Origin of the sequence: Rubrobacter tropicus (genome assembly GCF_011492945.1) — a bacterium.
Classification (GTDB): Bacteria; Actinomycetota; Rubrobacteria; order Rubrobacterales; family Rubrobacteraceae; genus Rubrobacter_D; species Rubrobacter_D tropicus.
In genome coordinates this window covers 1,464,776-1,489,154 of record NZ_CP045119.1, presented here as the reverse complement: position 1 = coordinate 1,489,154, position 24,379 = coordinate 1,464,776, and the positions used below count along the sequence as shown (strand labels likewise).

Sequence of the window (24,379 nt, the reverse complement as noted above, 5' to 3'; positions counted from 1 at the left end):
ATTGGGGCCGACGCCGACCACGGCCCCGTAGCCCTCTTCCTCGTAGAGCTCGACGTACCCCTCGGCGAACTCGGCGTTTACTTCCAGGACGGCGCACTTGAAGTCTATTCGCCCAGGAGCCGCCCGGCGTCGCGCAGTTGTGCCTCGACGGAATCCGGCGAGGTGGAGCCGCCGCTCTTCTTGTTGGCGACGCTACCTTCCGGCGTGAGCAAAGTCCGGGGGAACTCCGCCAGGGTCGGGTGCGCGGAGACCAGTTCTTCGTCCGGCACCTCCTCCAGCGACAGGTCGAGTTCCTCGCACCTCTTCACGAGCCGTCCGACGGCGTGGTGGGCCTCCCGGAAAGGCACGCCGCGCGCTGCCAGGAAGTCCGCGAGTTCCGTCGCCAGGGCGAAGCCGCCCGCCGCCGAGCGCATCCGCCCGGCGTCAAACCGGGCCGTGCGGAGCATCTCGGGGAGGACGGCGAGCATGGGCGTTACAGCGTCCACGGCGTCGAATAGCGGTTCCTTGTCCTCCTGGAGGTCTTTCGAGTAACCGAGCGGGAGTCCTTTCAGGGTGATCAGGAGCGCGTTCAAGTCCCCGATGAGCCTTCCGGCCCTGCCGCGCATCAGCTCGTGGGCGTCCGGGTTCTTCTTCTGGGGCATGATGGACGAGCCGGAGGAGTACGCGTCGTCGAGGCTGGCAAACCCGAACTCGGCGCTCGTCCAGAGTACCCACTCCTCACCGAGGCGGCTCAGGTGGACGCCGAGCACGGCGCAGGCGTAGAGAAGATCCAGGGCAAAGTCCCTGTCCGAGACGGCGTCGAGGGAGTTGACGAGGGGCCTCATCCCGAGATCTCGCGCCGTGAGGGAAGGATCTATGGGGTGCGGCGTCCCGCCGAGCGCCGCGGCCCCGAGCGGGGATCGACCGGCGGCCTCCCGGGCGGCCTCCAGGCGCCGCGCGTCGCGCTCGAAGGCCCAGAAGTGGGCGAGCAGGTGATGCGCGAGCAGGACCGGCTGCGCCCGCTGCAGATGCGTGTACCCCGGCAACACGACGTCCCGGTTCGCCGCCGCCACCTCGACGAGAGCCCGCATGGCCCCCAGAACGCCCTCTCGTATCCCTTCCGCCGCGTCCCGGACAAAAAGATGAAGGTCGAGGGCTACCTGGTCGTTGCGGCTCCGGCCCGTGTGCAGCTTCAGCGCCACGTCGCCGACTATCTCGCGCAGCCGCCGCTCCACTGCCGTATGCACGTCCTCGTCGGAGAGCGTCCACGAGAACTCCCCGGCCTCCACTTCTTTGAGCACGGCCTCCAGGCCGCTGACCAGCTCTTCCGATTCCTTCGCAGAGACTATTGCCTGCCTTCCCAGCATCCTCGCGTGGGCGATGGAGCCCCGGATATCGTGGGGGGCCAGCCGGACGTCGAAGGGGATGGAGGCGTTCAGCCGCTCGAAGGCGCCGGCCGGGCTCGTCCCGAACCGGCCGCCCCAGAGTGGCGCGTTGTCCTTACCGCTCATGGTCGCGCAGTTTAGCCCAGATCTGCCCCCATGAGACCCGAAAATACGCAATCTGCGCGATCCTGCCCGGCATCGTTGCCTTTAGGGTGTCGATCGCAGGCGTTGGTACGCGGTCTTCCGGCCGCATTTGACCGAAGGTTTGGGGGTAACGAGGTGATCACGGAAAGAGCGACGACGCCGTCCAACGGACGCAGGGAGGAGCGCGGCGTCTCGCCGAACGCGCTTGTTCGGGGGACCGGGCTCCTGGCCCTGGCGGCGGGGGTCTCCATGTTCCTTGCCCCGTTCCTTCACCCGCACGATCCCGCAAGCGCGGGATGGGTCCCCGCGCACCTTCTGCACTTCGCCACGCTCATGGCCGTCCTGTTGGTTCTGGTCGGGATCTTCGCCCGCCAGCTACCGCGGACCGGCCCATCAGGCCTGGCGGGCTTCCTGGCCGCGTTCGCCGGCACGGCCATGATGCTCCTCGAAGGCAGGGAGCACCTCTTCTCCCAAGACTTCGGCCAGGGAACGCCGGCCGGGCTGTGGCAGCTTATCGTCACGAGCTTCGTCTTTAGCGCCGGTTACGTCCTGCTCGGGATCTCGATGTACCGGGCCGGGGTCCTACCGCGCGCGGCCGGTCTGCTGTTGGCCCTCGGAGGCCCGATCGTGGCCTTTTCGCCGCCCATCGGAATCCAGGCCGTTCTGATCGTCGGCCACACGCTCTTGGGCGCCGGCCTCGCGTGGTCCGGATACGCGCTCTGGACCAGCCGCGAACGTCTGACCGGCGACTAGTCGGGCCCCGCTACGCCGTGGCGCGGTCTTCCGTGTCAGCGATCCGGTCCCTCTGGTACTTCCTGACGGCGGACTTTATGGTCGAGAGGCCCAAAGTCGCGTTGCGGGTGCGGCTGCCGATGACGTCCCGGCCTATGGAGTCCATGAACTTCTCGTAGTCGAGGTCGAGCACCTGTTGGAGCGTGAGCCCCTCGTCGCGCACGCGCCCGACGATTACAGACGTGGCGCCCATGCTGATGGTGTCTCCCTGGCCCGTCCAGGCGAGGTCTTCTATGCCGCCGTTCCCGTCGCCCTTGAGGTAGACGACGACGGAGCCGCCGCACTCGGGGCTGCCGCCCGGCATGGCCACGTCCGCGCCTTCGAGAACCCCCTTGTGGCGGGGGTTCCCGAAGTGGTCGACGAGGTAGGCTACGCGCTCTTTGCGGTCCAAAGGCGTGCGGCCTACCGCTCGATGGGGGCGCCGACGGAGTTGCCCCACTCGGTCCAGGAGCCGTCGTAGTTGCGGACGTTGTCGTAGCCGAGCAGGTAGCTGAGCACGAACCAGGTGTGGCTGGAGCGCTCCCCGATGCGGCAGTAGGCGACGACGTCGTCGCTGCCCGAGAGGCCTGCCTCGCCCTCGTAGATCTCCTTGAGCTCGTCCGCGCTCTTGAAGGTTCCGTCCTCCCTCGCGGCCCGCGCCCACGGCACGTTGGCGGCCCCGGGGATGTGGCCGCCGCGGAGCGCGCCCTCCTGCGGGTAGTCGGGCATGTGCAGAAGCTCGCCCGAGTACTCGCCGGGGCTCCTCACGTCGACCATGGGCCCGTTCGACTGGAGGTGCCTCTCGACGTCGGCCTTGAAGGCCCGGATCTTCGAGTCGTCCCTGGCCGGCACCGGGTAGTCCTTCTGCGGGACTTCGGGGACCTCCTGGGTCATCTCGCGGCCCTCGGCCTCCCACTTTATCCTGCCCCCGTCCATAACGGCGACGTTGTCGTGCCCGAAGAGCCGGAAGACCCACAACGCATACGTGGCCCACCAGTTGTTCTTGTCCCCGTAGAAGACGACCTTGGTGTCCGGGCCTATGCCCTTCTCGCCCATCAGGCGGGCGAAGTGCTCCGGGTCGAGGTAGTCGCGCACGAGCGGGTCGTTGAGGTCCTCTACCCAGTCGATCTTGACGGCGTTCGGAATATGGCCCACCTCGTAGAGCAACACGTCCTCGTCGGACTCGACGATGCGCACGTTCTCAAGGTCGTTCAGATGCTCGGCCACCCAGTCGGTGCTGACCAGCGCCTCCGGGTGGGCGTAACCCTTCTGCTCTATCTGCTGCTCGCTCACGAATCTCCCTTCTCTGCTTTCAATCCACGAAAGGGTATTCTATCCGATCCCCGATAAATTTTGTCGGATTTCGGCGAGAGGCTTCCGGCCGGGGGGATCGGGAGTATACTGCCCTTCCGCGAGAACGACGGGGGGTAAGTTTTGGTAGACGCGCTGATGGGCGACGAAGAGAGGCGCGAGAGGATCTACGAGCTGGCATGGGCGGCCTACGCCGACCCGGAACCGGCCATGAAGGCGGCCTCCGAGGTCCGCGACCGGGCCTTCGGGCCGAGGATCACATATTCCCGCAAGGTCTTCATCCCCCTCACCAAGCTCTGCCGCGACAACTGCGGCTACTGCACCTTCGCCCACGGCCCACGCCCCGGCGAAAAAGCGTTCCTGACACCCGGAGAAGTCCTCGAGGTCGCGAGGGCAGGCGCAGAGGCCGGCTGCAAGGAGGCCCTGTTCACGCTCGGGGACAAGCCCGAGAAGCGCTACCCCGAGGCCAGGCGCGAGCTGAGAGAGATGGGCTTCGGGACGACCATCGAGTACCTGGCCCACTGCTGCCGGCTCGTGCTGGAGGAGACAGGGTTACTGCCGCACGCGAATCCCGGGGTCCTCTCGGCGGGGGAGGTGCGGGATCTCAGGCCCGTCTCGGTCTCGCAGGGGATCATGCTGGAGCAGGCCTCCGACCGGCTGCTCGGCCCGAACCTCGCCCACTGGGCCTCCCCGGACAAGGTCCCTGCCAAGCGCCTGAAGACGATGGAAGGGGCGGGAAGGCTCAAGGTTCCGTTTACGACGGGAATCCTTATCGGGATCGGGGAGACCGTCGAGGAGCGGGTCGACACGATCCTCGCCATCCGCGACCTCCACGAGCGCCACGGCAACATCCAGGAGTGCATAGTCCAGAACTTCCGCGCCAAGCCGGGCACCCGCATGGCGGGCTGGTCCGAGCCGACCGAGGACGAGATGCTCGCCACCATAGCCCTGGCCCGCCTCCTTCTGCCTTCCGACGTTACCGTCCAGGCGCCCCCGAACCTTGCCGGTCTAGAGGTCAACGGCACGCCCTCCTACGCCCGCTACATCGACGCCGGCATAAACGACTGGGGCGGCGTCTCCCCCGTAACCCCGGATCACGTCAACCCCGAACGCCCCTGGCCCCACCTGGAAGAGCTCGAAAAGGCCACCCAGGCAAAGGGCTACCTGCTCCTCGAACGACTCGCCCTCCACCCCTCCTACGCCCGCGACGCCGGAACCTGGGTGGACGAACGCCTCCGCCCCGGCGTCTTGTCCGCCCAGGACGCCGAGGGCTTCGCCAGGACCGAAGACTGGGCGCCGGGCACCACGGAGCCCGTGCCGGCGAAGGTCCTTGCCGAGGCGAGGGGTCTGCGCCCTTCGAAGGTGCGGCCCAACTTCGCGAGGGCGCTCGCGGCCGCCGGGACCAGGGACCTGCGCGAGGACGAGATAGCCCTGCTCTTCACGGCGCGGGGGACGGAGTTCGAGGAGCTCTGCCGGGTGGCCGACGGGCTCAGGCGCGAGGTCAACGGCGACGAGGTCACCTACGTCGTGAACCGGAACATCAACTACACGAACCAGTGCTACTTCCGGTGCCGCTTCTGCGCCTTCTCCAAGGGGCCGAAGTCCCTCAACCTGCGCGGCGACCCTTACCTCCTGGACACGGCCGAGGTGGCCCGAAGGGCGCGGGAGGCGTGGGAGAAGGGCGCCACCGAGGTCTGCATGGTCGGCGGCATCCACGGCAGCTTCACGGGCAAGAACTACATAGATTACCTGCGGGCCGTAAAAGACGAGGTGCCCGACATGCACGTCCACGCCTTCACGCCCCTCGAAGTGTGGCAGGGCGCGCGCACCCTGGGCATATCTGTCGAGAAGTTCCTCGTGGAGCTAAAGGAGGCCGGGCTCGGGACCTTACCCGGTACGGCGGCGGAGGTCCTGGACGATGAGATCCGGGCCATCATCTGCCCGGACAAGATCAACACCGCCCAATGGGCGGAGGTGATGCGAAAGGCGCACGGCATCGGGCTCTCCGCCACGACGACCATCATGTTCGGCCACGTCGACGGTCCCGCGAACTGGGCGCGGCACCTCATGGTCCTGCGGGACATACAGGCCGACACGGGCGGCTTCACGGAGTTCGTGCCGCTGCCCTTCGTCCACATGGGAGCCCCGCTCTACTTGCAGGGCCGCTCCCGCAGGGGCCCCACCTTCACCGAGACGGTCAAGATGCACGCGGTAGGCAGGATCGCGCTCCACGGCCACATAGACAACGTTCAGGTCTCGTGGGTGAAGCTCGGCGCCGAGGGCGCGAAGGCGTGCCTGCAGGCCGGCTGCAACGACCTCGGTGGCACGCTGATGAACGAGAGCATCAGCCGGGCCGCCGGCGCCGACCACGGCCAGGAGATGACGCCTTCGGATCTGGAGGCCATGATCCGGGACGTAGGCCGCACCCCCCGCCGCCGCAACACCCTCTACGGCGTGCCGGAACGCGCACGCTCCGTCTAGTAACGGGTCTTGAAGGCTTGGCGCCAAAATCCCTGCCTGCACCGAGGATCGGCGCCCCGCGCATTGCTACTCACAGCACTTGTCCGTGGTAAGATGTCGGTATTACGGGCGGCAGACTTAGGACGGTCGGGCGACGTAGCTCCCTTCCAAGAGCTTGTGCTCTATCCTTACAGCCGCCCGTTTTCTCGTTTATCACCGGCTCTTTGTCGGCGCGTGCCTTTACTTACGGGATGAGAACTACCCTGCCCGTGCTCCCGCGGGCTTTGATGGAGAGCTTCAAGGCGCCGCTCAAGAAGCTCAGTTATCCCGAAGAACGGGCGCACGTAGAAGCCCACGACGGACTGGTTCCGCGGCGAGAGCGCCATGAGGGCGTTGGTTCCCATCTCGCCGCCGGAGATCCGGCCGGACGGGTCCAGGCGAGAGGCACTTCTGGACGAAAGCCCGCCTATCAGCGCCCCGTCCGCCGGTCCCGACCGTGACGCCCTTTGTCAGGGAGCATCAACCGGCCGGTTGATGCCGGCCTAGACCGCTCTTCCCTTCGAGTTCCAACCTCACGGGCGATCCGGCGCTGGTGCCCGAAGACGATACTTGGACGCACAAGGGTTGCGGTTCGAGAACGTTTGGGGAGGTATCAGTGGTGGATCGTTTTCCTGGTCGGGTCAGGAGCGCCATCCCGGGTTCCAGCGGTCGGTCGCCCCACGACAGCCTCCGCGCACGTCGCGAGGACTCCGTGAGGGGTTCGGGGTGACGGCGCTCCTCCTCTCCCTGCTCGGGCTGGCGCTCCTCGACAGCATCAACCCTTCGGCGCTGGCCGTGACGGTCTATCTGATCCTGCAAGGAAGACCTTACGGGTCCCGGGTTCTGACATACGTCTCGGCCGTCTTCGCATCCTACCTCGCTATCGGCGTGCTGCTAATGTTCGGCCTCGGCTCCGTGTGGGGGTACGTAGAAGGTCCGGCCGCCGACGCTGCGCAGGGCGTCGCCGGTGCGCTGCTGTTGGGGTACGCGCTGTTGGCGCCGAACAAGCCCCGCAGGAACAAGACCCGGACGCCGCGCTCCCGTGGGTTGGCCGGGATCTTCCTGCTCGGCGTGACCGTTACGGCCGTCGAGTTCACGACGGCCTTCCCGTACCTGGGCGCGATCGCCCTCCTTACCGACGCGGACCTGGCCGCAGCGCGGTGGCTTCCGATCCTCGTCGTCTACAACGTAATCTTCGTGCTGCCGCCGCTGCTGCTGATGGTCGCCTACGGCGTGTTCGGCACGCGCGTACGGGATCGTCTCGAACGGCTGCGGGAGAGGTTCGAGGGCGGGTCACGCGAGACGCTGCTCTGGATCCTCGGCATCGTCGGCTTCTTCTTGCTCTCGGACAGCCTGGCCGGCCTCGGCTTCTTCGGCCTCGTGGAGATCCCGGACACGCCGAGGGGCTCGTGAGCCGGGCCGCAACCATGCAGGCCCCGGCCGGCAGGCCAGATCAGGGGCGCATCCATCTTCTGGACGCGCTGCGCGGGCTCGCCATCTTCGGGACTTTGGGGACGAACATCTGGCTCTTCGCCGCGGTCGGGGACGCGGGGTCATCGACCTTTTTCGGCGGCGGCCTGCGGTGGTGGGCCTCCCTGGACGGCTTTCTGACGACGCTCACGCTGGCCGTAACGAACGGCAAGTTTCTGGGGCTTCTGACGATCCTGTTCGGCGTCGGGCTCGAGATACAGTACCAGTCCACCAGGCGGCGCGGCCCGCCGTGGCTCCGCCGCTACCTGTGGCGGACGACGCTGCTCTTTTTCGAGGGGTTCCTCCACTACGTGCTCGTCTTCGAGTTCGACATCCTGATGGGCTACGCGGTCGCCGCCTTCGTCGTCGCCTTCCTCGTCGGGAGGAGCGGGAAGATCGTCCGCAGGGCCATGTGGATCTCCGGGGGGCTGCACCTGCTGCTCGCCGGGGGGCTGTCCGCGCTGGTCGGCGCCGTGGCGCTGCTCGACCCGCAAGCTTTCGCCAGCACCAGCATCTTTTCAGACGAGGCGGCGAGGGTCTACACATCAGGGTCATGGTGGGATCAGGTCCTCTACCGCCTGGACAACATGCCGACCTACCGGGCCGAGCCCGTCTTCATAATCCCGATGAACGTCTTTCTGTTCCTCCTCGGCGTCCGCCTGATGCGCTCCGGCGCCTTCTCTCCTGACGCCGACGGACGACGCATCCGCGAAAAGATGCTGCGCTGGGGTCTTCTTCTCGGCATCCCGCTCAACCTGCTGTATTTTGTCCCCGGCGGGATCTCGGAGCTCCCGATACGCTACCTTTTCGCCCCCATCCTCTCCCTCGGCTACGCGGGCCTCGTGGCGCTGGCGACGGAGCGGAGCGTCCTGCCCTGGCTCTCGGACCGGCTCTCCGAGGTCGGGAAGGCGGCCCTGAGCTGCTACGTGGTCCAGAACGTCCTCGCCTCCGCCGTCTTCTACGGGTGGGGCCTCGGCCTCACGGGCAAGGTCGGCGCGCCCGGCGCGCTAGCCGTGTGGTTCGCGATCTGCGCGGTCCTCGCCCTGCTCGCCAACCTGTGGTTGCGCCGCTTCCCGTCAGGCCCGCTGGAGATGGCCTGGCGAAAGCTGGCGGAGGCGCCGTTCGCAAGGGGCGGGACGAAATGAACCACCTTCCCGGTGCGGGTTCGTGTGGCGGTAAGATTCCTGAGATGAGGCTCTTGAGATTCATCCTGCCGGGTCTTGGCGCCGGGGACCGGCCCTCGCACGCGTGGGAGCGGTGGCTGTGGGCGTGGGACCTGATCTTCTACGCGCTCCTGGCCGCGGCCCTGGTCTTGAGCCTCGTGGATGGCGGGACCTCCGGAGCCGCGCGGCTCGCGGCCATCCTCCTGAGCGCCGCCTGGGGCGGCCTGTACTGGTTCGCGGCCGTGAGGGGCCGGGCCAGGTCTACGGGCCTTATGCTCTTCTACGTGGTGGCGGCCGTGGCGTTCGCCATCGCGCTCAACCAGGTACACCCGATCTACCAGATCCTCAACTTCGCCGTATTCATGCAGGTCTTCCTGTTCCTGCCTACGCGCTGGTCGGTGCCCGTCTCGGTCTCGCTCGCCGTCCTGGTGGCCGCCGACGGTATCCGGCGGTCGCCGGAGGACGCTCTCGGAATCGCAATCTCGGGGCTTCTCACGCTCGGGTTCGCGCTCTTCCTGACCCTGTGGATCGACTCGATCATCAACCAGAGCGAGGAGAGACAGAACCTGATCGAAGAGCTCGAAGAGACCCGAAAGGACCTGGCCGCCGCCGAGCGCGAGGCCGGCGTGCTACAGGAACGAAGCCGCCTGGCACAGGAGATCCACGACACCCTCGCCCAGGGCTTCGTCAGCATCGTGACCCAGCTTGAGGCGGCGGATAAACGCCTCTCCCCCGACGAGGCCTCCGTCCGAAACCGACTCGACCGCGCCCGCGCAACGGCCCGCGAGGGCCTCCACGAGTCCCGACGCCTGGTCCGCGCCCTGCGCCCCGAACTACTCGAAGGCGCCTCGCTGCCCGAGGCCCTCCAGCGCCTCGCCGCCCGCTGGTCCGAGGCGTCTGGAACGCCGGCCCGCCTCTCCGTCACCGGCGCGCCGCAGCCGCTCCCCATGCCCGTCGAGGTTACCTTGCTGCGCGCGGCCCAGGAGTCGCTCCAGAACGTCCAGAGACACGCGGGGGCGCGTTCTGTGGACCTCACGCTCTCGTGCATGGACAACCTCGTCGTGCTCGACGTCCACGACGACGGTTCGGGGTTCGGGACGAACGGCGGCGACAACGACGACGGCTTCGGCCTGCGGGCGATGCGGGAACGCGTCGAGCTTCTCGGCGGCAGGCTCCTGATCGAGAGCTTCGAAGGCGAGGGCACCACCGTGGTCGTGGAGATGCCGATAGGGGCTTCAGGCATCGGGCATCAGGGAAAGACCTGAAAGCCGAAACCTGATGCGGGAAGGATATGTGATCCGCGTCCTCATCGTGGACGATCATCCCGTGGTGCGGGCTGGTCTCAAAGACATGCTCTCCGGCGAGCCCGACATCGAGGTCGTCGGGGAGGCGGGCGACGGTTCGGAGGCACTGTCCATGGTCGAGAGGCTTGGCCCGGACGTTGCGCTGATGGACCTCAGGATGCCGGGCATGGACGGCGTCGAAGCAATCGCCAGGATCTCGAAAGAACACCCCGGGACGCACGTCCTGGTCCTCACCACCTACGACTCGGACGCGGACATCCTGAGGGCCATCGAGGCCGGGGCTACGGGCTACCTGCTAAAGGACACCCCGCGCGAGGAGCTCTACGGGGCCGTTCGCGCCACCGCCGGGGGCGGTCCGTGCTCGCGCCCGCCGTCACCAACCGGTTGATGAAGACGATGCGGCGGCCGGCGGAGGAGAAGCTCAGCGAGCGCGAGACCGAGGTGCTCGGCTTCGTCGCCAGGGGGCTCTCCAACCGGGAGATCGCGCGCAGCCTCCACCTCAGCGAGGCTACTATAAAGACGCACCTGATCCACGTCTTCGCCAAGCTAGGCGTCTCGGACCGCACGGCCGCCGTCACCGTGGCCCTGGAGCGCGGGATCATCCGCCTCGGCGCCTGAGGATCAATCCTTGTACACGATCAGGTTCTCGAGCGGCGTGCGACCGCGCCTCTTTGGAGGATCACCCTCCGCGTAGCCGAGCGTGAGCAGCGCGTGCGGGACGAGCTTCGGGTCGAGGCCGAGCGCCTCCACGACCTTCTCCGGCGCGAAGAGCGGGGCGCACATCCAGCCGGCGTCGAGCCCCTGGTCGTAGGCCGCGAGAAGCGCGTTCTGGGCAGCAGCCCCGAGAGACTGCACGGCCATCGTCGTCTCGCTCTGCTGCCGCGCGGGGTCGGGGTAGGCGTCGAGGTCTTCGGGGTAGAGGCAGATCAGGACCAGCACCGGCGCGTCGAACAGACGCCGCCTGGAGCCTTCGAGCCGCTTCTCGACCACCTGCGCGTCCTGCCCGTCCATCTCGAGGTTCGACCGCCACTCCCCGCCCATCGCCCCGGCGAGGCGGCTCTTCGTCTCCTCCTTCGTGACGACGGCGAAGCGCCAGGGCTGGCGGCCGTGCGGGGAAGGCGCCCAGCGCGCCGCCTCGAGTACCCGCCCGACGGCCTCTTCCGGCACCGGCTTCGGCAGGTAGCGCCGCACGGAGCGGCGGCCCCTTATGGCGTCGAGGACCGGCCGCTCCTTGGAGGGCGGTTCGTCGAGGGCACCCCAGGCGGCCACGCTCTCGGGCCGGATCGCGATGATCGGGTTCTGCTCTATGCGCATCCCCTCGTACTGGTGGTACTTGCCGCGCAGGAGCCTCACGGCGGCCGCGTGCTCCCCGGCGCCGGGCTCGATCAACCCGGCCCGTCCGCGCACCATCACGAAGGCCAGGAGGTTCCAGTCCTCGGCGTAGCGGTCGGCGATCAGGGCGACGTCCGGGTTCTCCCTGATGTTGCGGACGCGCTTGAGGCGCGTGGCCGGCACGTCTTTCGGTTTCTCGTCCAGAGCTATGTAGACGGCGCCGGGCGCGTGGGCGAAGCAGACGGGGACGGCGTGCGGCCTGCCTTCGGCATCGGCCGTGGCGAGGCGGGCGACCCTCTGGCGGACGAGGAAGGCCGTCTGCTCCGGGGTCAGGACGCCGGAGGCCACCGTCACGCGGGCCTGGCCCCCGCGGCCTCGCGGACCCGGGGGGCGACCTCGGTGGAGAACAGGCGCATGTTTTCGACGGCCTCCTCGTGGGTGACGCCAGGGAGCCGGCCCCAGAAGCAGAAGTGGTCGTAGGGGGCCTCTTCGTGGAGTTCGATCAGGCCCTCCGCCACCTCCCCGGGCGTGCCGACGAGGTAGCGCTCCCACGGGAGGTCTTCCTCCTGGATGGGGTCTGGACGTGGCTCCTCCCTGTCCGTCCCCCACTCCGCGTAGCGCGTGCGCTGGTAGGAGATGGCGGGGCCCACGATCTCCCGCGCCCGCCCCGCATCTTCGTGCACGAACGCGACGCCAGAAGCCACGTACGGGAACCCTTCGTCGCCCCTCCCGTGCCGCTCCAGGGCCCCGCGGACTTTCCGGTACGTCTCCCCGAAAGCCCCGCCCCCGGCCGAGGCGAGGAACCCGTCCGCCAACCGGGCTGCCCGGTCTATGGCCGGGTCGGCGAAGGCGCCGGCGTAGATCGGGAGCTTCCCGGAGGGCCGCGGCTCGAAAGGCAAATCGTCGAAGCGCCACCGCTTACCCTCGTACCCGGTGCGCCCTTCCTCCAGCGCCTGCCGGATTACCTCGATGCCCTCCTCGAAGAGCGAGGGCCTGTAGCGCCTCTCGTACCCCAGAGTCTCGAACTCGTGCTGGACGTAGCCCTGCCCGACCCCGAGCACGAACCGCCCACCCGAAATGAGGTCCACCGCGACCGCGTCCTCGGCGACCCGCAGCGGATGGTGCATCGGTAGGAGCAGGATGTTCGTCCCAATGGTCATGCTCTTCGTGCGGGCGGCCACCGCCGCGGCGACGACAAGGGGCGATGGCAGGTAGCCGTCGTCTACGAAGTGGTGCTCCGACAGCCAGGCCCCCGTGAACCCGAGCCGCTCCCCTTCTTCGATCTCCTCCAAACACTCGGCGTAGAAGGCCGCGTAGTCCCCTAGCGGCGGCCTCTGCCTGAAGTCGTACCACAGCCCGAAGCTCGGACCATCACCGTTGCCGATCAATCGCGCCTCCTCCGCCCGTCGCCCCACACCCGGAGTTTACACCCGGGCCCGTCGCCGTCGGAGGGATCGCGGATCAGTAGGCGAGGGTCTGTCCCGCGTACACGTAGTCGGGGTCGGTCAACCCGTTCGCCGCCATGAGGTCGTCCACGCTCGTCCCGAGCTCCGCGGCGATGCCCGTGAGCGTGTCCCCGCCCTGGACCACGTAGGACCCGCCCGACGCCTGCTCCTCGGAGCCGCTCTCATAGGCCGCCCCGGTTTGCTCCGCTTCGGCGTAACCGCCGTCCGCCGCGTAGCCGGACTCGCCAGCGTAGGTGTACTCGACGTAGTCCACTCCCGCAGCCGTCAGGCCGAGGTACTCGGCCGCGCCCTGGGAGAGATCCAGGTCCCGTCCGCCGGAGTAGGGGCCGCGGTCGTTTACTACCACGTCGACGGACCGGCCGGCGTAACTGACCGTGATCTCCGTCCCGAGCGGCAGCGTCTTGTGGGCAGCCGAGTACCCGTAAGCGTCGTAGACCTCACCACTCGCCGTGGTCTGCCCGTGGAACCCCGGCCCGTACCAGGAAGCGAGGGCCGTGTCGGCCTCCGCGCGGTCGTTGCCGAAGGCCATAAAGGCCCCGAAAATAAGCGCAATCCAAAGTAAACGACTCGCCTTGAGCAAAACGCGTCCCCCTCCGTCAGCGTTAGCTTTATCTATATCTCGATGTCACATTAAGGTGCAGCGGCAGGGAGTATTGTGGGCATCTAAAACGATTTCAAGGGGTTTATCGCCGTTATCACGGGGTGATAATCCGGCCAGAACGGGCTTCGGACGCATTATGCTAGAGCCTGTCATGCCCCGTGTCCGGAATCCGCCTGACAACGCGTGATACGGGCCCCATTCTTGCTTCGCGAGGGCGCGGGCGGGATATGCTAACATGCCCACCGGCGGAGAAAAGCGTCGAAAATATCCGCGTGAAAATCCTGGAGGGGTCCATCTACAGCGTCGATGAGGTCAGTGATCTTCTGGGCATACCACGCCCAACCCTCTACCGTTACTTGAGGGAATATTCGATCCCGCACCTGCGCCGGGGGGGTAGGATCCAGATCCCCGAGGACTCTTTCGACCGCATTCGGGAGGCCCGCGACCTGCACAAGGAGGGGCTCGGCACGGACTCCGTCCGCAGGCAACTCCGCGAGGGCGGCGGGCCGGATACGGAAGATATCGACCGCCGCCTCGACAGCCTCCACGACACGCTGGAGGACCTGCGCGGCGAGTTGCGCGAGCGGCCCGCCACGGGAGAGGTGGCCCTCTCCCCCGCCCTCCAGACCGTCCTTGCCCGCCAGAGCCTGATGCTTTCGGCGATGTTCAACCTCACCGGCATGGTGGAGGACCTGCTCCTCGCCAACAGCAGGCCCCGCCGCCGGACGGTCCAGAGGATCGAAGGTGACCGGGCCATCTCCATCACCATCGCCGCGGAGGAGCGGAACGAGCTCTCCGGAACGGTCGTCGCCGAGCAAGTTCCGGTACGCGAGGCCGAATCTCCCCCCCTCCTCCCTCCCACGGTCCCTGAGCCACCCGCGAGATTCGGCGCCCTCGCACGCCGCCGCAGGCGCAGCGTCCTCGCCCTCCTCTGCGCGGCGGCGCTGGCGCTCCTACTCGTTCTGTTCCTTCCGGCTCTGGGCGGCGGCGAAACGGCCGCCACCGACCAATCCGTCGCGGGCGACGCCGGAGGCAGGAAGACATCCGGCCAGCAGCCGGCCGGCGCAGAGGATGAACGAGATGCCCCGGCCAGCGACGACGGCAAGGCTGACAACGGCACCGACGACGGCGGTACCGAAACCACGGGCGACGTCGCCTCCGCCAGCGAAGACGGAGATTCCGAATCCGGACCAGCCCCGGCCCAACAAGGCGCCGCAGCCGCGCCCGCAGCCCCGGAGCCCGACGCGGGCGTACCCGACGTAACCGGCCAACCCGTCGAGGAGGCCGCAAGGAACATCTCCGATGCCGGATACACCGTCGCGGCCATCCGCGCCCGGACCGGACCCGAGGAGCCGGGCACGGTTACGGGCACGGAGCCTTCAGCCGGTACCGATACCCCAAGCGGCGCCCCCATCGTCCTCACCATGAGCACCGGTCCGACGGGCGCATCCCCCGCAAGCGCCACCGCATCAGCGAACGCATCCTCCTCGGCGACCGCCTCAGCGAGCGCTTCAACGAGCGCTTCAGCGGGCGCCGGCTCGACCGCGGGCGCTTCGGCCCCTCCATCCCCGTAACAAGGAACCATCCAGTAACGACAGCACCGACGCGCGTCTGCCAGATAGCGTGGCGTTTCACGGCGGTCGGCTTTCAGCCAGGAGCAAAAAGCCGACCGCTGAAAGCGTAGGCGAAGCCGGAGCGCGCTGAAAGCTGACCGCGCGGATCGCGGTGGCCTTGAGCCACCGCGATCCGCTCTAGGGGTCGACGGGCGCCACGGGCACGTCCGTCGGCGGTATGGCTTCGCCACGACCGTCGACCAGCGGCTCGTAGGCGTCCCTGTGAAGCTCCCCGTCGAAGACCACCTCGCCGTCCCGCTCGACCGTCTGGTAGGTGACCCACTCCGAACCTGTGCCGTCCATGTAGACGGGTTCCGAATGCATCTCGACCTCGGTGCCGTCGGGCTTGCCCCAGATCTCGGCGTAGACGTGCCCATCTCCGGCGACGTACTCCCGCAGCAGCAGGTAGCCCCCGGTGGTGTTCCTGAACTTCATGTCCAGGTCGTCGGAGGTTCCGGGGCCTCCCCACCAGACCGTCGCGTCCATCCCGGGACGGATGTACGGCAGTTGCGCGGAGTGCGGCGTCCGCTCCACGACGTCCAGCCCCGCGAAGTTGGCCGCGTTGTAGAGGGTCGAGGTGACCTGGCAGAGGCCGCCGCCGTCGGCCGTGGTCTCCTTGCCACCCACTATCACCTTCGAGTCGTTGTAGTCGAGGCCCGCGACGTGATCCAGCATGGAGAAGGTCTCGCCGGGCGCGAGCAACGTACCACTCACCGCCTCCGAAGAGATGCCGAGGTTCTCGACCCTGGTGCCGTCGTCCGGGACGACGGAGTAGTCGGTGCGGTAGGAACCGAGCATCTCCGTCGGTTTCATCGACTCCGCCTCCGCCGTCGTCAACTCCGGACGGGCCACCGCTACCGGGACCTCGTACTCGCGCACGCCCCGGAAGAGGCCATCCTCCACGGCATCGAGAAGCTTCTCTTCTTCGACCCGTCGTCCCTCCTTCCCGGGCGTCACGGCGACGGAGGAGCCTTCGACGGCGTACCCGGCCTCGACCGGCTCGACGGTCAGCGGCGCGTAGGCCCGGGCCAGACTCTTTCCCATGGCGTCCCGGTCCAGTTCGACCCGCAAGCCTCCGTCCCCCCCGACCACCTCCAGGGACGAGGTAATCCCGGACCGCGGGACGGACCAGGCCTGCCCGCCGGAGGTGAGCCGGATCGGGGCGCTAGCGGCCTCGCGGACGTCCCCCGCGGCGGCGTTCGCCTCTGCCGTGTCCACGCGCGGTTGCTCTACCTCTCCCACCATCTCCGTCTCCTTGCGCAGCGCGCGGAGGGCCTCGTCCAACGCGGCCAGCGAGGCTGGCACGTCGAGGGCGTACCCCCGCCGGGATGGCGTCACGGTGACGTCGGAGCCGGAGATGCCCACAGACGCGTCCCTGACTTCGGCGGTTTCGCGTTCGGCCACGTTCCGCAACCACACCCTCGCGCCCTGGCGGCTGTAGCCCACCTCGGCCGGAACGCCGAACCCCAGCAGGGAACCGGCCCGGTCCGAGATGCGTTCGGCGATACCGCCCTCGCGGCCCACGGCGTAGGCCCGTTCGACCGTGGTCTCGGCGTCGAACCGAAGGTCCAGTCGCCGGGCCGGTATGGCGGCACCTTCGCCGGGGCCGGTCATGCGGACCTCACCCCGCGAAAAGGCAAGAGAGCCCAGGGCTTCGCGGGCCTCTTCGGGCGTCTTGCCTCCGAGCGCCACGCCGCCGACGGAGACGCCGGGTCGGATCTCCCCCGAGCTCGAAAGGTGGTCGAGGGCCACCAGCACGGAGAGCGCAGCGCACGCCAGGACCACTGCCCGGACGGCCCGGCCGCCGCCCCGGCGGATGGGACGCCGGCCACGCGACACCCGCCTTCCCGCTACCTTCTTTTCCCGCACGGAGACCCTAGCCACGTCGGGCCTCCCAGCGGGTCTCCGGTTCGAACACTGGCCTGCCTGCGGACGGCAACGTCCTGGGCCGCCCGGCGCGCGGGCGTCTGTTCTGCTCCATGTGGGAGCCACCTCCTTCGAGAATGATCTGCGCGTCTAGGTGGGGCCGGCGAAAGTGCCGGCCCAACTCACGTGCGCGAGACCCGAAGGAGTACGAGTAAGGGTGGTCCCGCCACAGGCGGGGCGAAATGGGCGTAAGGAACCGAAGCGCGGATAACAGGCGCGGGCTCCGGCATCAGGGCGCCGGTGGGGACCGACGGTAATGCCTGGCGGGCTGCTTTCCTGGCCAAAAAGGCAAAACTGACGGCGCACAACCCCAGCCCGGCCTTCGCCGCCGTATCCTGCGTCGCCGCCTCGGACTCGTTGACCAGGTGGACGGCGCCGCCGATCATGGCCAGGGAGGCCCAAAGAACGACCACCGTCGGCAGTATTCGCCGCGCCATCTTTCGTACCGCAAGCACGGTGGATATGGTACACGATGGGCCAGCCCAGACAACTTCTGCGAAAAGAGAAAGCCGAAACGCTGCCTAAAGCGGATCGCAGTGGGGTTGAGCCACCGCGACCCGCACGGTCGGCTTGTCAGCCCGCTTCGGCTTCGCCTCCGCTCTCAGCTTTTTGCTCCTGGCTGAAAGCTGATGGCTGATAGCCTTGCAAAGAGGTTGGGCCTCTTTGCAAACCGTTTTAGTAGGTCAGAAGCAGGCGGACGCCGACGAAGATGAGCATGACGGCGAGGACCGTCTTGAGCGGTTTGCCTGGAAGCCAGGGGGCGATGCGGCTGCCGATAAGGACGCCGGGGATGCCGCCGAGGAGCAGGGAACCCGCGAGGCCGAAGTCCACGTTGCCCTGGGTCATGTGGGCGAGGCCGACGACCAGGGAGAGTACGGTGGCGTGGGCTATGTCCGTGCCCACCACGACGGCCGGGGCCAGCGGGTAGAGCAGCAGCAGTATCACGGCCATCACGCTGCCGGAGCCTATGGACGTCAGGCCGACGAGGTAGCCTCCGAAGGCGCCGAAGACGACCGTGTAGGCCCGTCGCCTGGTGCTCATCTTCGTCTTGCCGTCCCAGACGTGCGGTTTGGGGCTGGCGTCCCGATTCGGCATGAAGTAGTTGCGGTAGATCAGGGAAGCGCCGACCAACACGAGCGTGCAGGCTATGACGGTGATCATGATGGACTTCACCGTCTCGGGGTCGAAGGCGCCCTCGATCCACTCGAGCGTCGCCACCCCGAGCAACCCCGCGGGGATGCTCCCGAACCCGAGGAACAAAGCCACCTCCAGGTTGACCGACCGCTGGCGGTAGTGCTGCACGGAGCCGGTGAACTTGGTGAGGGTGGCGAAGACCATGTCGGTCCCGACGGCCGTGGGCGCCGGAACCCCCAGCCCGGCAACCAAAAACGGCGTCATCAGAGAGCCGCCCCCCACCCCCGTGAGGCCGACCAGGAAACCGACGAGCAGGCCAAAGAGGGTGGGGGTGGCGTCGAACATGCTAGACCCGGTTGAATTCCGGAACGGGCTGTAGGAAGCCCTGCTCCTCGAGGTACCTGACGACCCGCGCGGCGCTCTCGGCCGGCTCTTCCTCGTTGGTCTTTATGTGGAGCTCGGGGGCGACGGGGGCCTCGTAGGGGTCGGAGACGCCGGTGAACTGCGGGATCTCGCCGCTGAAAGCCTTCTTGTACAGCCCCTTGACGTCCCGATCGGCGCACACGTCGAGCGGCGCGTCCACGAAGACCTCCACGAAGCCCTCGCCCACGTTGCGCCTAACCTGGTCCCGAACCTCCTTGAAGGGAGAGATGGCCGAGACGATAACGCCGACGCCGTTGCGCGTCAGAAGATCCGCCACGAAGCCGATGCGGAGAACGTTCGTGTCCCTGTCCTCCCGGCTGAAACCGAGGCCCTTGGAGAGGTTCGTCCTCACGATGTCCCCGTCGAGGACCTCGATCTTGACGCGACGCATCCGGAGCTCGTGCTCCACGATCTCGGCGATCGTCGTCTTCCCTGCCCCGGACAACCCGGTGAACCATAGCGTGAATCCCCCACGCCGCTTCCCGTTCTCCACTCTCACCTCTCCTTTACTTTCAGTTACTTGTCGTTGCTTGCTGTTGCTAACGCAGCTAGTTTAACAAATGTTAAAGATTCTTCTAGGCGGTTTTCTGGCCTTCCATGAGAACCTCTATAACCTCGGGGCGGGAGAACTCCGGCGGAGGATACTCGCCATTGGAGAGCATCTCGCGGACCTTGGTGCCGGAGACGAAGACGTGGTTCTCCTTGTCGTGGGGGCAGGTCTTGGTGGTGCCCATGCCCTGGCAGGTCAGGCAGAAGAATGAGTGCTCGAAGAAGAGGGGGGTCAGCCCGATCTCGCCGTCCTCGAACTCGTCGAAGATGTGCTGGGCGTCGTAGTCACCGTAGAACGGGTTTCCCTTGGAGTCCTTGCCGGGACCCGCGTGGTCGCGCCCGACTATGAAGTGGGTGCAGCCGTAGTTCTTGCGGCAGACGGCGTGGAAGATCGCCTCGCGCGGCCCGCCGTAGCGCATGGCAGCCGGGAAAACGCCGAGGAGCGTGCGATCTTTGGGGTAGTACTTGTCGAGGATGACCTCGTAGGAGCGCATCCTGACGTCGGCCGGGATGTCTTCTGCGCGGGTCTCGCCGACGAGGGGGTTGAGCAGGAGTCCGTCAACGATCTCCAGAGCGCTCTTCTGGATGTACTCGTGGGAGCGGTGGACGGGGTTGCGGGTCTGGAACCCGACCACGCGCTTCCAGCCCTTCTCGGCGAAGACCTTGCGGAGCTCGCGCGGCTCGTAGTGGTACTGGGGGAAGGGCTTCGGGTTCGGGTCGTCCACGAGGAGGGTTACCTCGCCCCCGATCAGGGTGTCCTTCTGGCGGTAGACGGCGGCGACACCGGGGTGCTCGTCGTTCGTGGTGCCGAAGACTTCCCTGGCCTCACGCTCCTTGTCGTAGGAGTACTTGTCCTCGACGACCATCGTGGCGAGGACGCGGCCTTCGCCGTCGGCGAGCGCGACCTCGTCGCCCTCGTTTATGGGCTCGGCTTCGGCGTCGTCCACAGAGAGGGTGATGGGGAGGCTCCAGACGAGGCCGTTCTCGAGGTGCATCGTCTCGACCACGGAATCGTAGTCGGCCCGGGTCATGAAGCCCGTAAGCGGTGAGAAGACACCCGTCGAGATCATCTCCAGGTCGGAGAGCGCCCGCGGCCCTAGCGTCACCCTGGCGAGGCCCTCTGCCCTCTGGAGCAGGTCGTCCCTCTCGCCTTCGGGGGCGCGGCGGTCGATTAGCTCGCCGCCGTGGGGGGCTATCATGCCGTGTTCCGTGGTGCCTGTCGTCACGTTTTGTACCTCCGCTTGGATGGCCTGGTCTAGGCCGGTAGCCTGCGTTTGACGCGGCCGGCCAGCCCGGCCGCGCAGTGGTCCCAGGGACGTTCTCCGACCACCCAGAGCCTCAGCTCGTCGGCGTAGCCGCGCGAGATCTCGACGAAGCGGTCCCGGCCCATCCCTTTCGGTTCGAGCGTCTCCCCCCAGTCCTCCCAGAGAAGGTCGGCGACGAAGGCCGCCTCACCTATGAGCCGCGAGCCCTCCTCGGGCGACTCCTCCAGCAGGGCGCGGGTCTCGGCCCGTAGCTCGACGGGCTCTTCTCGCAGGGGGAGATTCTGCAGGGCGCGTGCCAATCAATACCTCACCGCTTCGTGCTCGACCGGGGCGCGGTCCGTCCCGGCGTAGTCGTTCAGGTGGTCCTCAAAGTCTATAAAGAGCGGGGCGTCGGGGTCGAAGGCCCGCTTCAAGGTGCTAAAGGCCACCCTCTTGTCCAAAGCGTCAAGCTTATCCAATGCCTGCGGTTTGTCAAGCGGCCGGGTTAACAAACGGTCTCTTACGTGCTCGAAGGCAACCCTGCCCTCCTCCGAACGGACCAGCACGCTGGAGTAGCCGTCCGCGCTGCCGACGCTGCCGACGGAGATGTCCGCCGCGTGGCCCATGAAGTCCGCGCACTCGTCGCAGCCCTTCAGGGCGGCGTTGTGGAAGTCCCGGATCGGCTCCTCGAAGATAGACTCGCCTTCCAGGTCCTGCACGATCATCTTGCCGCGGATGATGTCCACCCGCCCGACGTTGTCCAGATCCACGCCGCGCTTGTCCCGGATCTCCTCCAGCATCAGCTTCTCGTAGTTGAAGCTCTTGGTGCACAGAAGCGCGATGGTCAGCGTGATCGCCTCCACCTGCGAGGTGCCCCAGGTCCACGGCCTCGCCTGCATGGCCTTTATGCCCTCGATCTCGCACGGCGTGCCGACGACGGCTATCCGCGGGTTCGGCGGCAGGTCGTAGCCCTTGAAGTCCACGTGGCCCAAGGCAAGCGTCTGGTTATAGAAGCTGCCGGCGCACTCGCGGACTTCTTCCGGAGTCGTGGCAAGGAACGCCTCGCCCTTCCAACGTTCGGTCTCGCTCTCGCGGGCCAACAGGGCGCCGTCTATCTCGTCGTTCTCCAGAAGCGAGATCAGGAGCGCGCTCACGAACCCGCCGTCCTGGACGCCTTCTATGGCCGGGTCCACCTTCGCCGTGTAGCTCTCCTCGACGTGCCCGAGGCCGTTGCCCCTGTGGCCGTTGCCGTTGCCCGAGATCTTCCACGTCGCCTCGTACTGCAGGCCGCCTCTAGGGCAGAAGTCCCAGCACAAAGAGCAGCCGGTGCACATCTTGACGAGCTCCGGCAGGTCGTCCGAGCCGATCCCGATGGAGTCGGTCGGGCACGCCGCCACGCACACGCCGCACTGCACGCAGCGGTCGGCGTCGATGACGGCCTGCTCCAAATCCCAGAACCAGACCTTCCCGGGGGCCTCGTCGATGTCGTTCATCATCTCCCGGATGTCGAAACCCGCCACTAGCGGCCCCCCACCTTCGCGGGCTTGCGCAACGCCTCGCGCAGCTCTTTGTTCTTCTTGCGCCGGGCCCACTCGTGGAACCGCTCGCCGGGTCGCCCCTCCTCCTTGAAACGCTCGAAGACCGAGACGAGCGCGTCGGGGACCTCTTCGGCGGGCTTAGCCCCCTCGACCCAGTCTATAAACGCGGCGTCTCGGCCGAGGGATCCGCCAAGCCCGATGTCTACGCCCTCGACTATGGAGGTCTGGGTCTTGGCCGTCTCGCCGCGGAACCCGACGTCACCTATCTGGGGCTGGGCGCAGGAAGCCGAGCAGCCCGAGAAGTGCATCCGAACCGCGTCCTGGCCGACGTCGCCCACGCGCTCGTCCATCTCCTTCGCCCACTCGACGGCCCGGATCTTGGTCTCCACTATCCCAAACCGGCAGAACTCGCTCCCCGTGCAGGCAACGACACCCCGCTCGAAGGCCCCGGGCTTGGGCGAGAACCTCTCCAACAGCGGCTCGGCGAGCAGGTCGTCGATCTTATCCTCGGGGACGCCCGTTATTACCAGGTTCTGGTCCGTCGCCAGCCGCACCTCGCCGCCGTACTCCTCGGCGAGACGCCCCGCCTCCACAAAGTGTTCCCCGCTCATCCGGCCAACGGGGACGTTGAGCCCCACGTAGAAAAGCCCGTCCTTCTGGGCGTGGACGCCGACGTGGTCGCCGCGGTACCGCTTGGTCAGGTCCTCGCCGGCCGGCGTGAGCTCGACGGAGACTCGCTTCTCGAGCTCGTCGCGGAAGGCCTCGGGGCCTATTCTTTGGACCAGGTAGCGCATACGGGCCGTCCAGCGGTTCTCGCGGTCGCCGAGCTCGCCAAAGACCTGGGCTATGCCGCGCGTGATCTCCACGGCCTCCTCCGGCCTGACGAAGACGTCTATGTCGGACGCCATCCGCGGCCCATCAGACAGCCCGCCCCCGACGCGGAGGTTGAAGCCGATGGTCCCGTCCTCCAGGCGCGCGGGCAGGAGGCCTATGTCGTTGATCTCGGCCTGGGCGCAGTCCTCCAGACACCCCGTGACGCTCATCTTGAACTTCCGCGGCAGGTTCGCGTACTCGCGGTTGCCGGTGAAGTAGTCGCTTATGGCCTGCGCTATCGGGTAGGCGTCTATGACTTCCTCGTGGTCGAGGCCGGAGACGGGACAACAGAGGACGTTGCGCGCGGAATCTCCGCACGCCTGCACGGTGGTTATGCCGGCCTCTTCGAGCCTGCGCCAGACCTCCGGTATGTCACCCATCTTGAGCCAGTGCATCTGGACGTCCTGGCGGGTGGTGATGTCGAGGAAGTTGTTGCCGAAGTGGGGGTTCGATATGGGGCCGTTTGCGAAGTCCGAGGCGATCTTGCCTATGACCTTCGTCTGCTCCGGCGTCAGGACGCCGCCGGGCACCTTCACGCGCATCATAAAGGCGTCGCCGCCCTGCTTCTGCGGGTAGATGCCTACCCACTTCAGGCGCTCGACCTCACCAGGAACCTCGTCCATCCTGGAGAGGTCTTCGGAGTAGGTGTCTATTATCGCCTGCTTGACCTCCAGCGGGTGGCGCTGGAGCTTTATCTGCTCAACCTTGTTGAGGGTCTGGCCCTCCCTGAGAAAACGCATCGAGAAACCCCTGTGAAGCCGTTGGTGAGAGTGTCTGTCCGAAAGCCCGGGATTACGAACCGGCGGCGCTGACCCAGTGAAGGCCGCACTCGGTCTTCTCCGTGCCGGACCAGCGGCCGGCCCTCGGGTCCTCGTCGTCGTGGACGGGCCTCGTCTGGGGCTCGCAGCCGATGCTCTTGTAGCCCTGGTGCAGCAGCGGGTTGACGGGGACGTCGTGCTCGCGGACGTAGTTCCAGACCTGCTCGTCCGTCCAACCCGCCAGCGGCGCTATCTTGGCGGCGCCGTAGCGCTCCTCCCAGGCGGCGATCTTCGTGTTCGCCCGCTGGGGCGTCTGGACCCTGCGGATGCCGGTCATCCAGGCGTCGTAGCGGGAGAGCGCCCTCTGGAGCGGCTCTATCTTGCGGATCTGGCAGCAAAGGTCGGGCGTGCAGGTGCGCATCTGATCCCCGTAGCGCTCGACCTGCTCCTCGATCGAGAGCGCAGGCTTCAAAACCTCGACCGGCAGCTTGTACCGGCGCATGACCTCCTCACGAAACTCCGCGGTCTCCTTGAAGATAAAGCCGGTGTCGATGGTGAGGACGGTAACCTTGTTCGTGATCTTGGAGATCATGTCGAGGAGCGCCATCCCCTCCCCGCCCCCGAAGGAGGCCGAGAGGGCCAACCCGTCGCCGTAAGTCTCGACGGCCCACTGGATGATCTCCCTCGGGTCCGACCCTTCGAGCCGGTTCGACTCGAGGTCGAGACCCTCGGGGTCTGGCAGTATTGTCTTGTCTTGCTGGAAACGCAGGGCTTCAGGCATAGCGGTCCTCCATCGGGATCGTAAGACTCGGAAAAGGGGGTCAGACGCGAACGCTACATCGAGCGCCCGCGAGAAGCGCCGTGAACATTCGCCTCTTCGCCTGTCCCTGCGTACT

Annotated in this window: 21 protein-coding genes and 1 pseudogene; 7 read left to right on the top strand and 15 right to left on the bottom strand. The window is 67.2% G+C overall.

The annotated features are described in order from the left end of the window. Positions 1-104 precede the first annotated feature (104 nt). Positions 105-1,490 carry an argininosuccinate lyase gene (argH, locus tag GBA63_RS07260; protein ID WP_166174802.1) on the bottom strand — a complete coding sequence of 462 codons (1,386 nt, stop codon included), beginning with the start codon at positions 1,488-1,490 and terminating at the stop codon, positions 105-107. Between the two features lie 153 nt (positions 1,491-1,643). Between argH and GBA63_RS07255 the strand changes: the two genes are divergently transcribed. Further along, complete coding sequence (locus tag GBA63_RS07255) at positions 1,644-2,261, top strand: hypothetical protein (protein WP_166174800.1); 618 nt, start codon at positions 1,644-1,646, stop codon at positions 2,259-2,261. Positions 2,262-2,271: 10 nt separating this feature from the next. Here the strand turns inward: GBA63_RS07255 and GBA63_RS07250 are convergent, their stop codons facing one another. Continuing rightward, positions 2,272-2,691, bottom strand: a complete 420-nt coding sequence (locus GBA63_RS07250) for an iron-sulfur cluster assembly scaffold protein (RefSeq protein WP_166174798.1) — start codon at positions 2,689-2,691, stop codon at positions 2,272-2,274. An 11-nt stretch (positions 2,692-2,702) separates the two neighbouring features. Further along, positions 2,703-3,572, bottom strand: a complete 870-nt coding sequence (locus tag GBA63_RS07245) for a sulfurtransferase (protein ID WP_166174796.1) — start codon at positions 3,570-3,572, stop codon at positions 2,703-2,705. Between the two features lie 156 nt (positions 3,573-3,728). Between GBA63_RS07245 and cofH the strand changes: the two genes are divergently transcribed. The 5 genes and pseudogenes from cofH to GBA63_RS24300 all read left to right on the top strand — a co-directional run bounded on the left by cofH (position 3,729) and on the right by GBA63_RS24300 (position 10,644). Beyond that, positions 3,729-6,071, top strand: a complete 2,343-nt coding sequence (cofH, locus tag GBA63_RS07240) for a 5-amino-6-(D-ribitylamino)uracil--L-tyrosine 4-hydroxyphenyl transferase CofH (protein WP_166179938.1) — start codon at positions 3,729-3,731, stop codon at positions 6,069-6,071. A 744-nt stretch (positions 6,072-6,815) separates the two neighbouring features. Continuing rightward, entirely contained in the window at positions 6,816-7,502 is a 687-nt protein-coding gene (locus GBA63_RS07235) for a GAP family protein (RefSeq protein ID WP_166174794.1), read from the top strand. Further along, the gene (locus tag GBA63_RS07230) at positions 7,499-8,704 is read left to right on the top strand and encodes a DUF418 domain-containing protein (protein ID WP_207957125.1); all 1,206 of its coding nucleotides are present in this window, start codon (positions 7,499-7,501) and stop codon (positions 8,702-8,704) included. Before GBA63_RS07235 ends, GBA63_RS07230 begins: the two co-directional genes overlap by 4 nt. 44 nt (positions 8,705-8,748) lie before the next feature. Further along, complete coding sequence (locus tag GBA63_RS07225) at positions 8,749-9,987, top strand: sensor histidine kinase (protein WP_166174792.1); 1,239 nt, start codon at positions 8,749-8,751, stop codon at positions 9,985-9,987. 13 nt (positions 9,988-10,000) lie between these two features. Next, positions 10,001-10,644 (top strand): annotated as a pseudogene (locus GBA63_RS24300) (response regulator). Between the two features lie 3 nt (positions 10,645-10,647). On the opposite strand, the gene GBA63_RS07215 reads toward GBA63_RS24300, so the two are convergent. The 3 genes from GBA63_RS07215 to GBA63_RS07205 all read right to left on the bottom strand — a co-directional run bounded on the left by GBA63_RS07215 (position 10,648) and on the right by GBA63_RS07205 (position 13,353). After that, entirely contained in the window at positions 10,648-11,712 is a 1,065-nt protein-coding gene (locus tag GBA63_RS07215; protein WP_228282350.1) for a TIGR03668 family PPOX class F420-dependent oxidoreductase, read from the bottom strand. Further along, a complete protein-coding gene (locus GBA63_RS07210) occupies positions 11,709-12,746 on the bottom strand; it encodes an LLM class flavin-dependent oxidoreductase (RefSeq protein WP_166174790.1) in 1,038 nt (345 codons plus the stop codon). The genes GBA63_RS07215 and GBA63_RS07210 overlap by 4 nt, the downstream gene beginning before the upstream one ends. A gap of 73 nt (positions 12,747-12,819) precedes the next feature. Next, positions 12,820-13,353: a septal ring lytic transglycosylase RlpA family protein gene (locus GBA63_RS07205; RefSeq protein ID WP_166174788.1), complete on the bottom strand. Its 534-nt coding sequence runs from the start codon at positions 13,351-13,353 to the stop codon at positions 12,820-12,822. A gap of 344 nt (positions 13,354-13,697) precedes the next feature. Between GBA63_RS07205 and GBA63_RS07200 the strand changes: the two genes are divergently transcribed. Further along, the gene (locus tag GBA63_RS07200) at positions 13,698-14,999 is read left to right on the top strand and encodes a PASTA domain-containing protein (RefSeq protein ID WP_166174786.1); all 1,302 of its coding nucleotides are present in this window, start codon (positions 13,698-13,700) and stop codon (positions 14,997-14,999) included. A gap of 177 nt (positions 15,000-15,176) precedes the next feature. Here the strand turns inward: GBA63_RS07200 and GBA63_RS07195 are convergent, their stop codons facing one another. The 9 genes from GBA63_RS07195 to GBA63_RS07155 all read right to left on the bottom strand — a co-directional run bounded on the left by GBA63_RS07195 (position 15,177) and on the right by GBA63_RS07155 (position 24,264). Beyond that, positions 15,177-16,922: a VanW family protein gene (locus GBA63_RS07195; RefSeq protein ID WP_166174784.1), complete on the bottom strand. Its 1,746-nt coding sequence runs from the start codon at positions 16,920-16,922 to the stop codon at positions 15,177-15,179. A gap of 164 nt (positions 16,923-17,086) precedes the next feature. After that, positions 17,087-17,401 carry a hypothetical protein gene (locus tag GBA63_RS07190; protein WP_166174782.1) on the bottom strand — a complete coding sequence of 105 codons (315 nt, stop codon included), beginning with the start codon at positions 17,399-17,401 and terminating at the stop codon, positions 17,087-17,089. A gap of 238 nt (positions 17,402-17,639) precedes the next feature. Continuing rightward, the gene (locus GBA63_RS07185) at positions 17,640-18,443 is read right to left on the bottom strand and encodes a sulfite exporter TauE/SafE family protein (protein WP_166174780.1); all 804 of its coding nucleotides are present in this window, start codon (positions 18,441-18,443) and stop codon (positions 17,640-17,642) included. A 1-nt stretch (position 18,444) separates the two neighbouring features. Next, positions 18,445-19,014, bottom strand: coding sequence for an adenylyl-sulfate kinase (gene cysC, locus GBA63_RS07180; protein WP_166174777.1), 570 nt, complete (start codon positions 19,012-19,014; stop codon positions 18,445-18,447). Positions 19,015-19,096: 82 nt separating this feature from the next. Then, positions 19,097-20,269, bottom strand: coding sequence for a sulfate adenylyltransferase (sat, locus tag GBA63_RS07175; protein WP_166179908.1), 1,173 nt, complete (start codon positions 20,267-20,269; stop codon positions 19,097-19,099). 56 nt (positions 20,270-20,325) lie between these two features. After that, the gene (locus tag GBA63_RS07170; RefSeq protein WP_166174774.1) at positions 20,326-20,634 is read right to left on the bottom strand and encodes a hypothetical protein; all 309 of its coding nucleotides are present in this window, start codon (positions 20,632-20,634) and stop codon (positions 20,326-20,328) included. Continuing rightward, positions 20,635-21,834, bottom strand: a complete 1,200-nt coding sequence (locus tag GBA63_RS07165; RefSeq protein ID WP_166174771.1) for a Coenzyme F420 hydrogenase/dehydrogenase, beta subunit C-terminal domain — start codon at positions 21,832-21,834, stop codon at positions 20,635-20,637. It lies immediately after the preceding gene. Next, positions 21,834-23,465, bottom strand: a complete 1,632-nt coding sequence (locus GBA63_RS07160; protein WP_166174768.1) for a nitrite/sulfite reductase — start codon at positions 23,463-23,465, stop codon at positions 21,834-21,836. Before GBA63_RS07160 ends, GBA63_RS07165 begins: the two co-directional genes overlap by 1 nt. A 52-nt stretch (positions 23,466-23,517) precedes the next feature. Then, a complete protein-coding gene (locus tag GBA63_RS07155) occupies positions 23,518-24,264 on the bottom strand; it encodes a phosphoadenylyl-sulfate reductase (RefSeq protein WP_166174766.1) in 747 nt (248 codons plus the stop codon). Between the last annotated feature and the right edge of the window lie 115 nt (positions 24,265-24,379).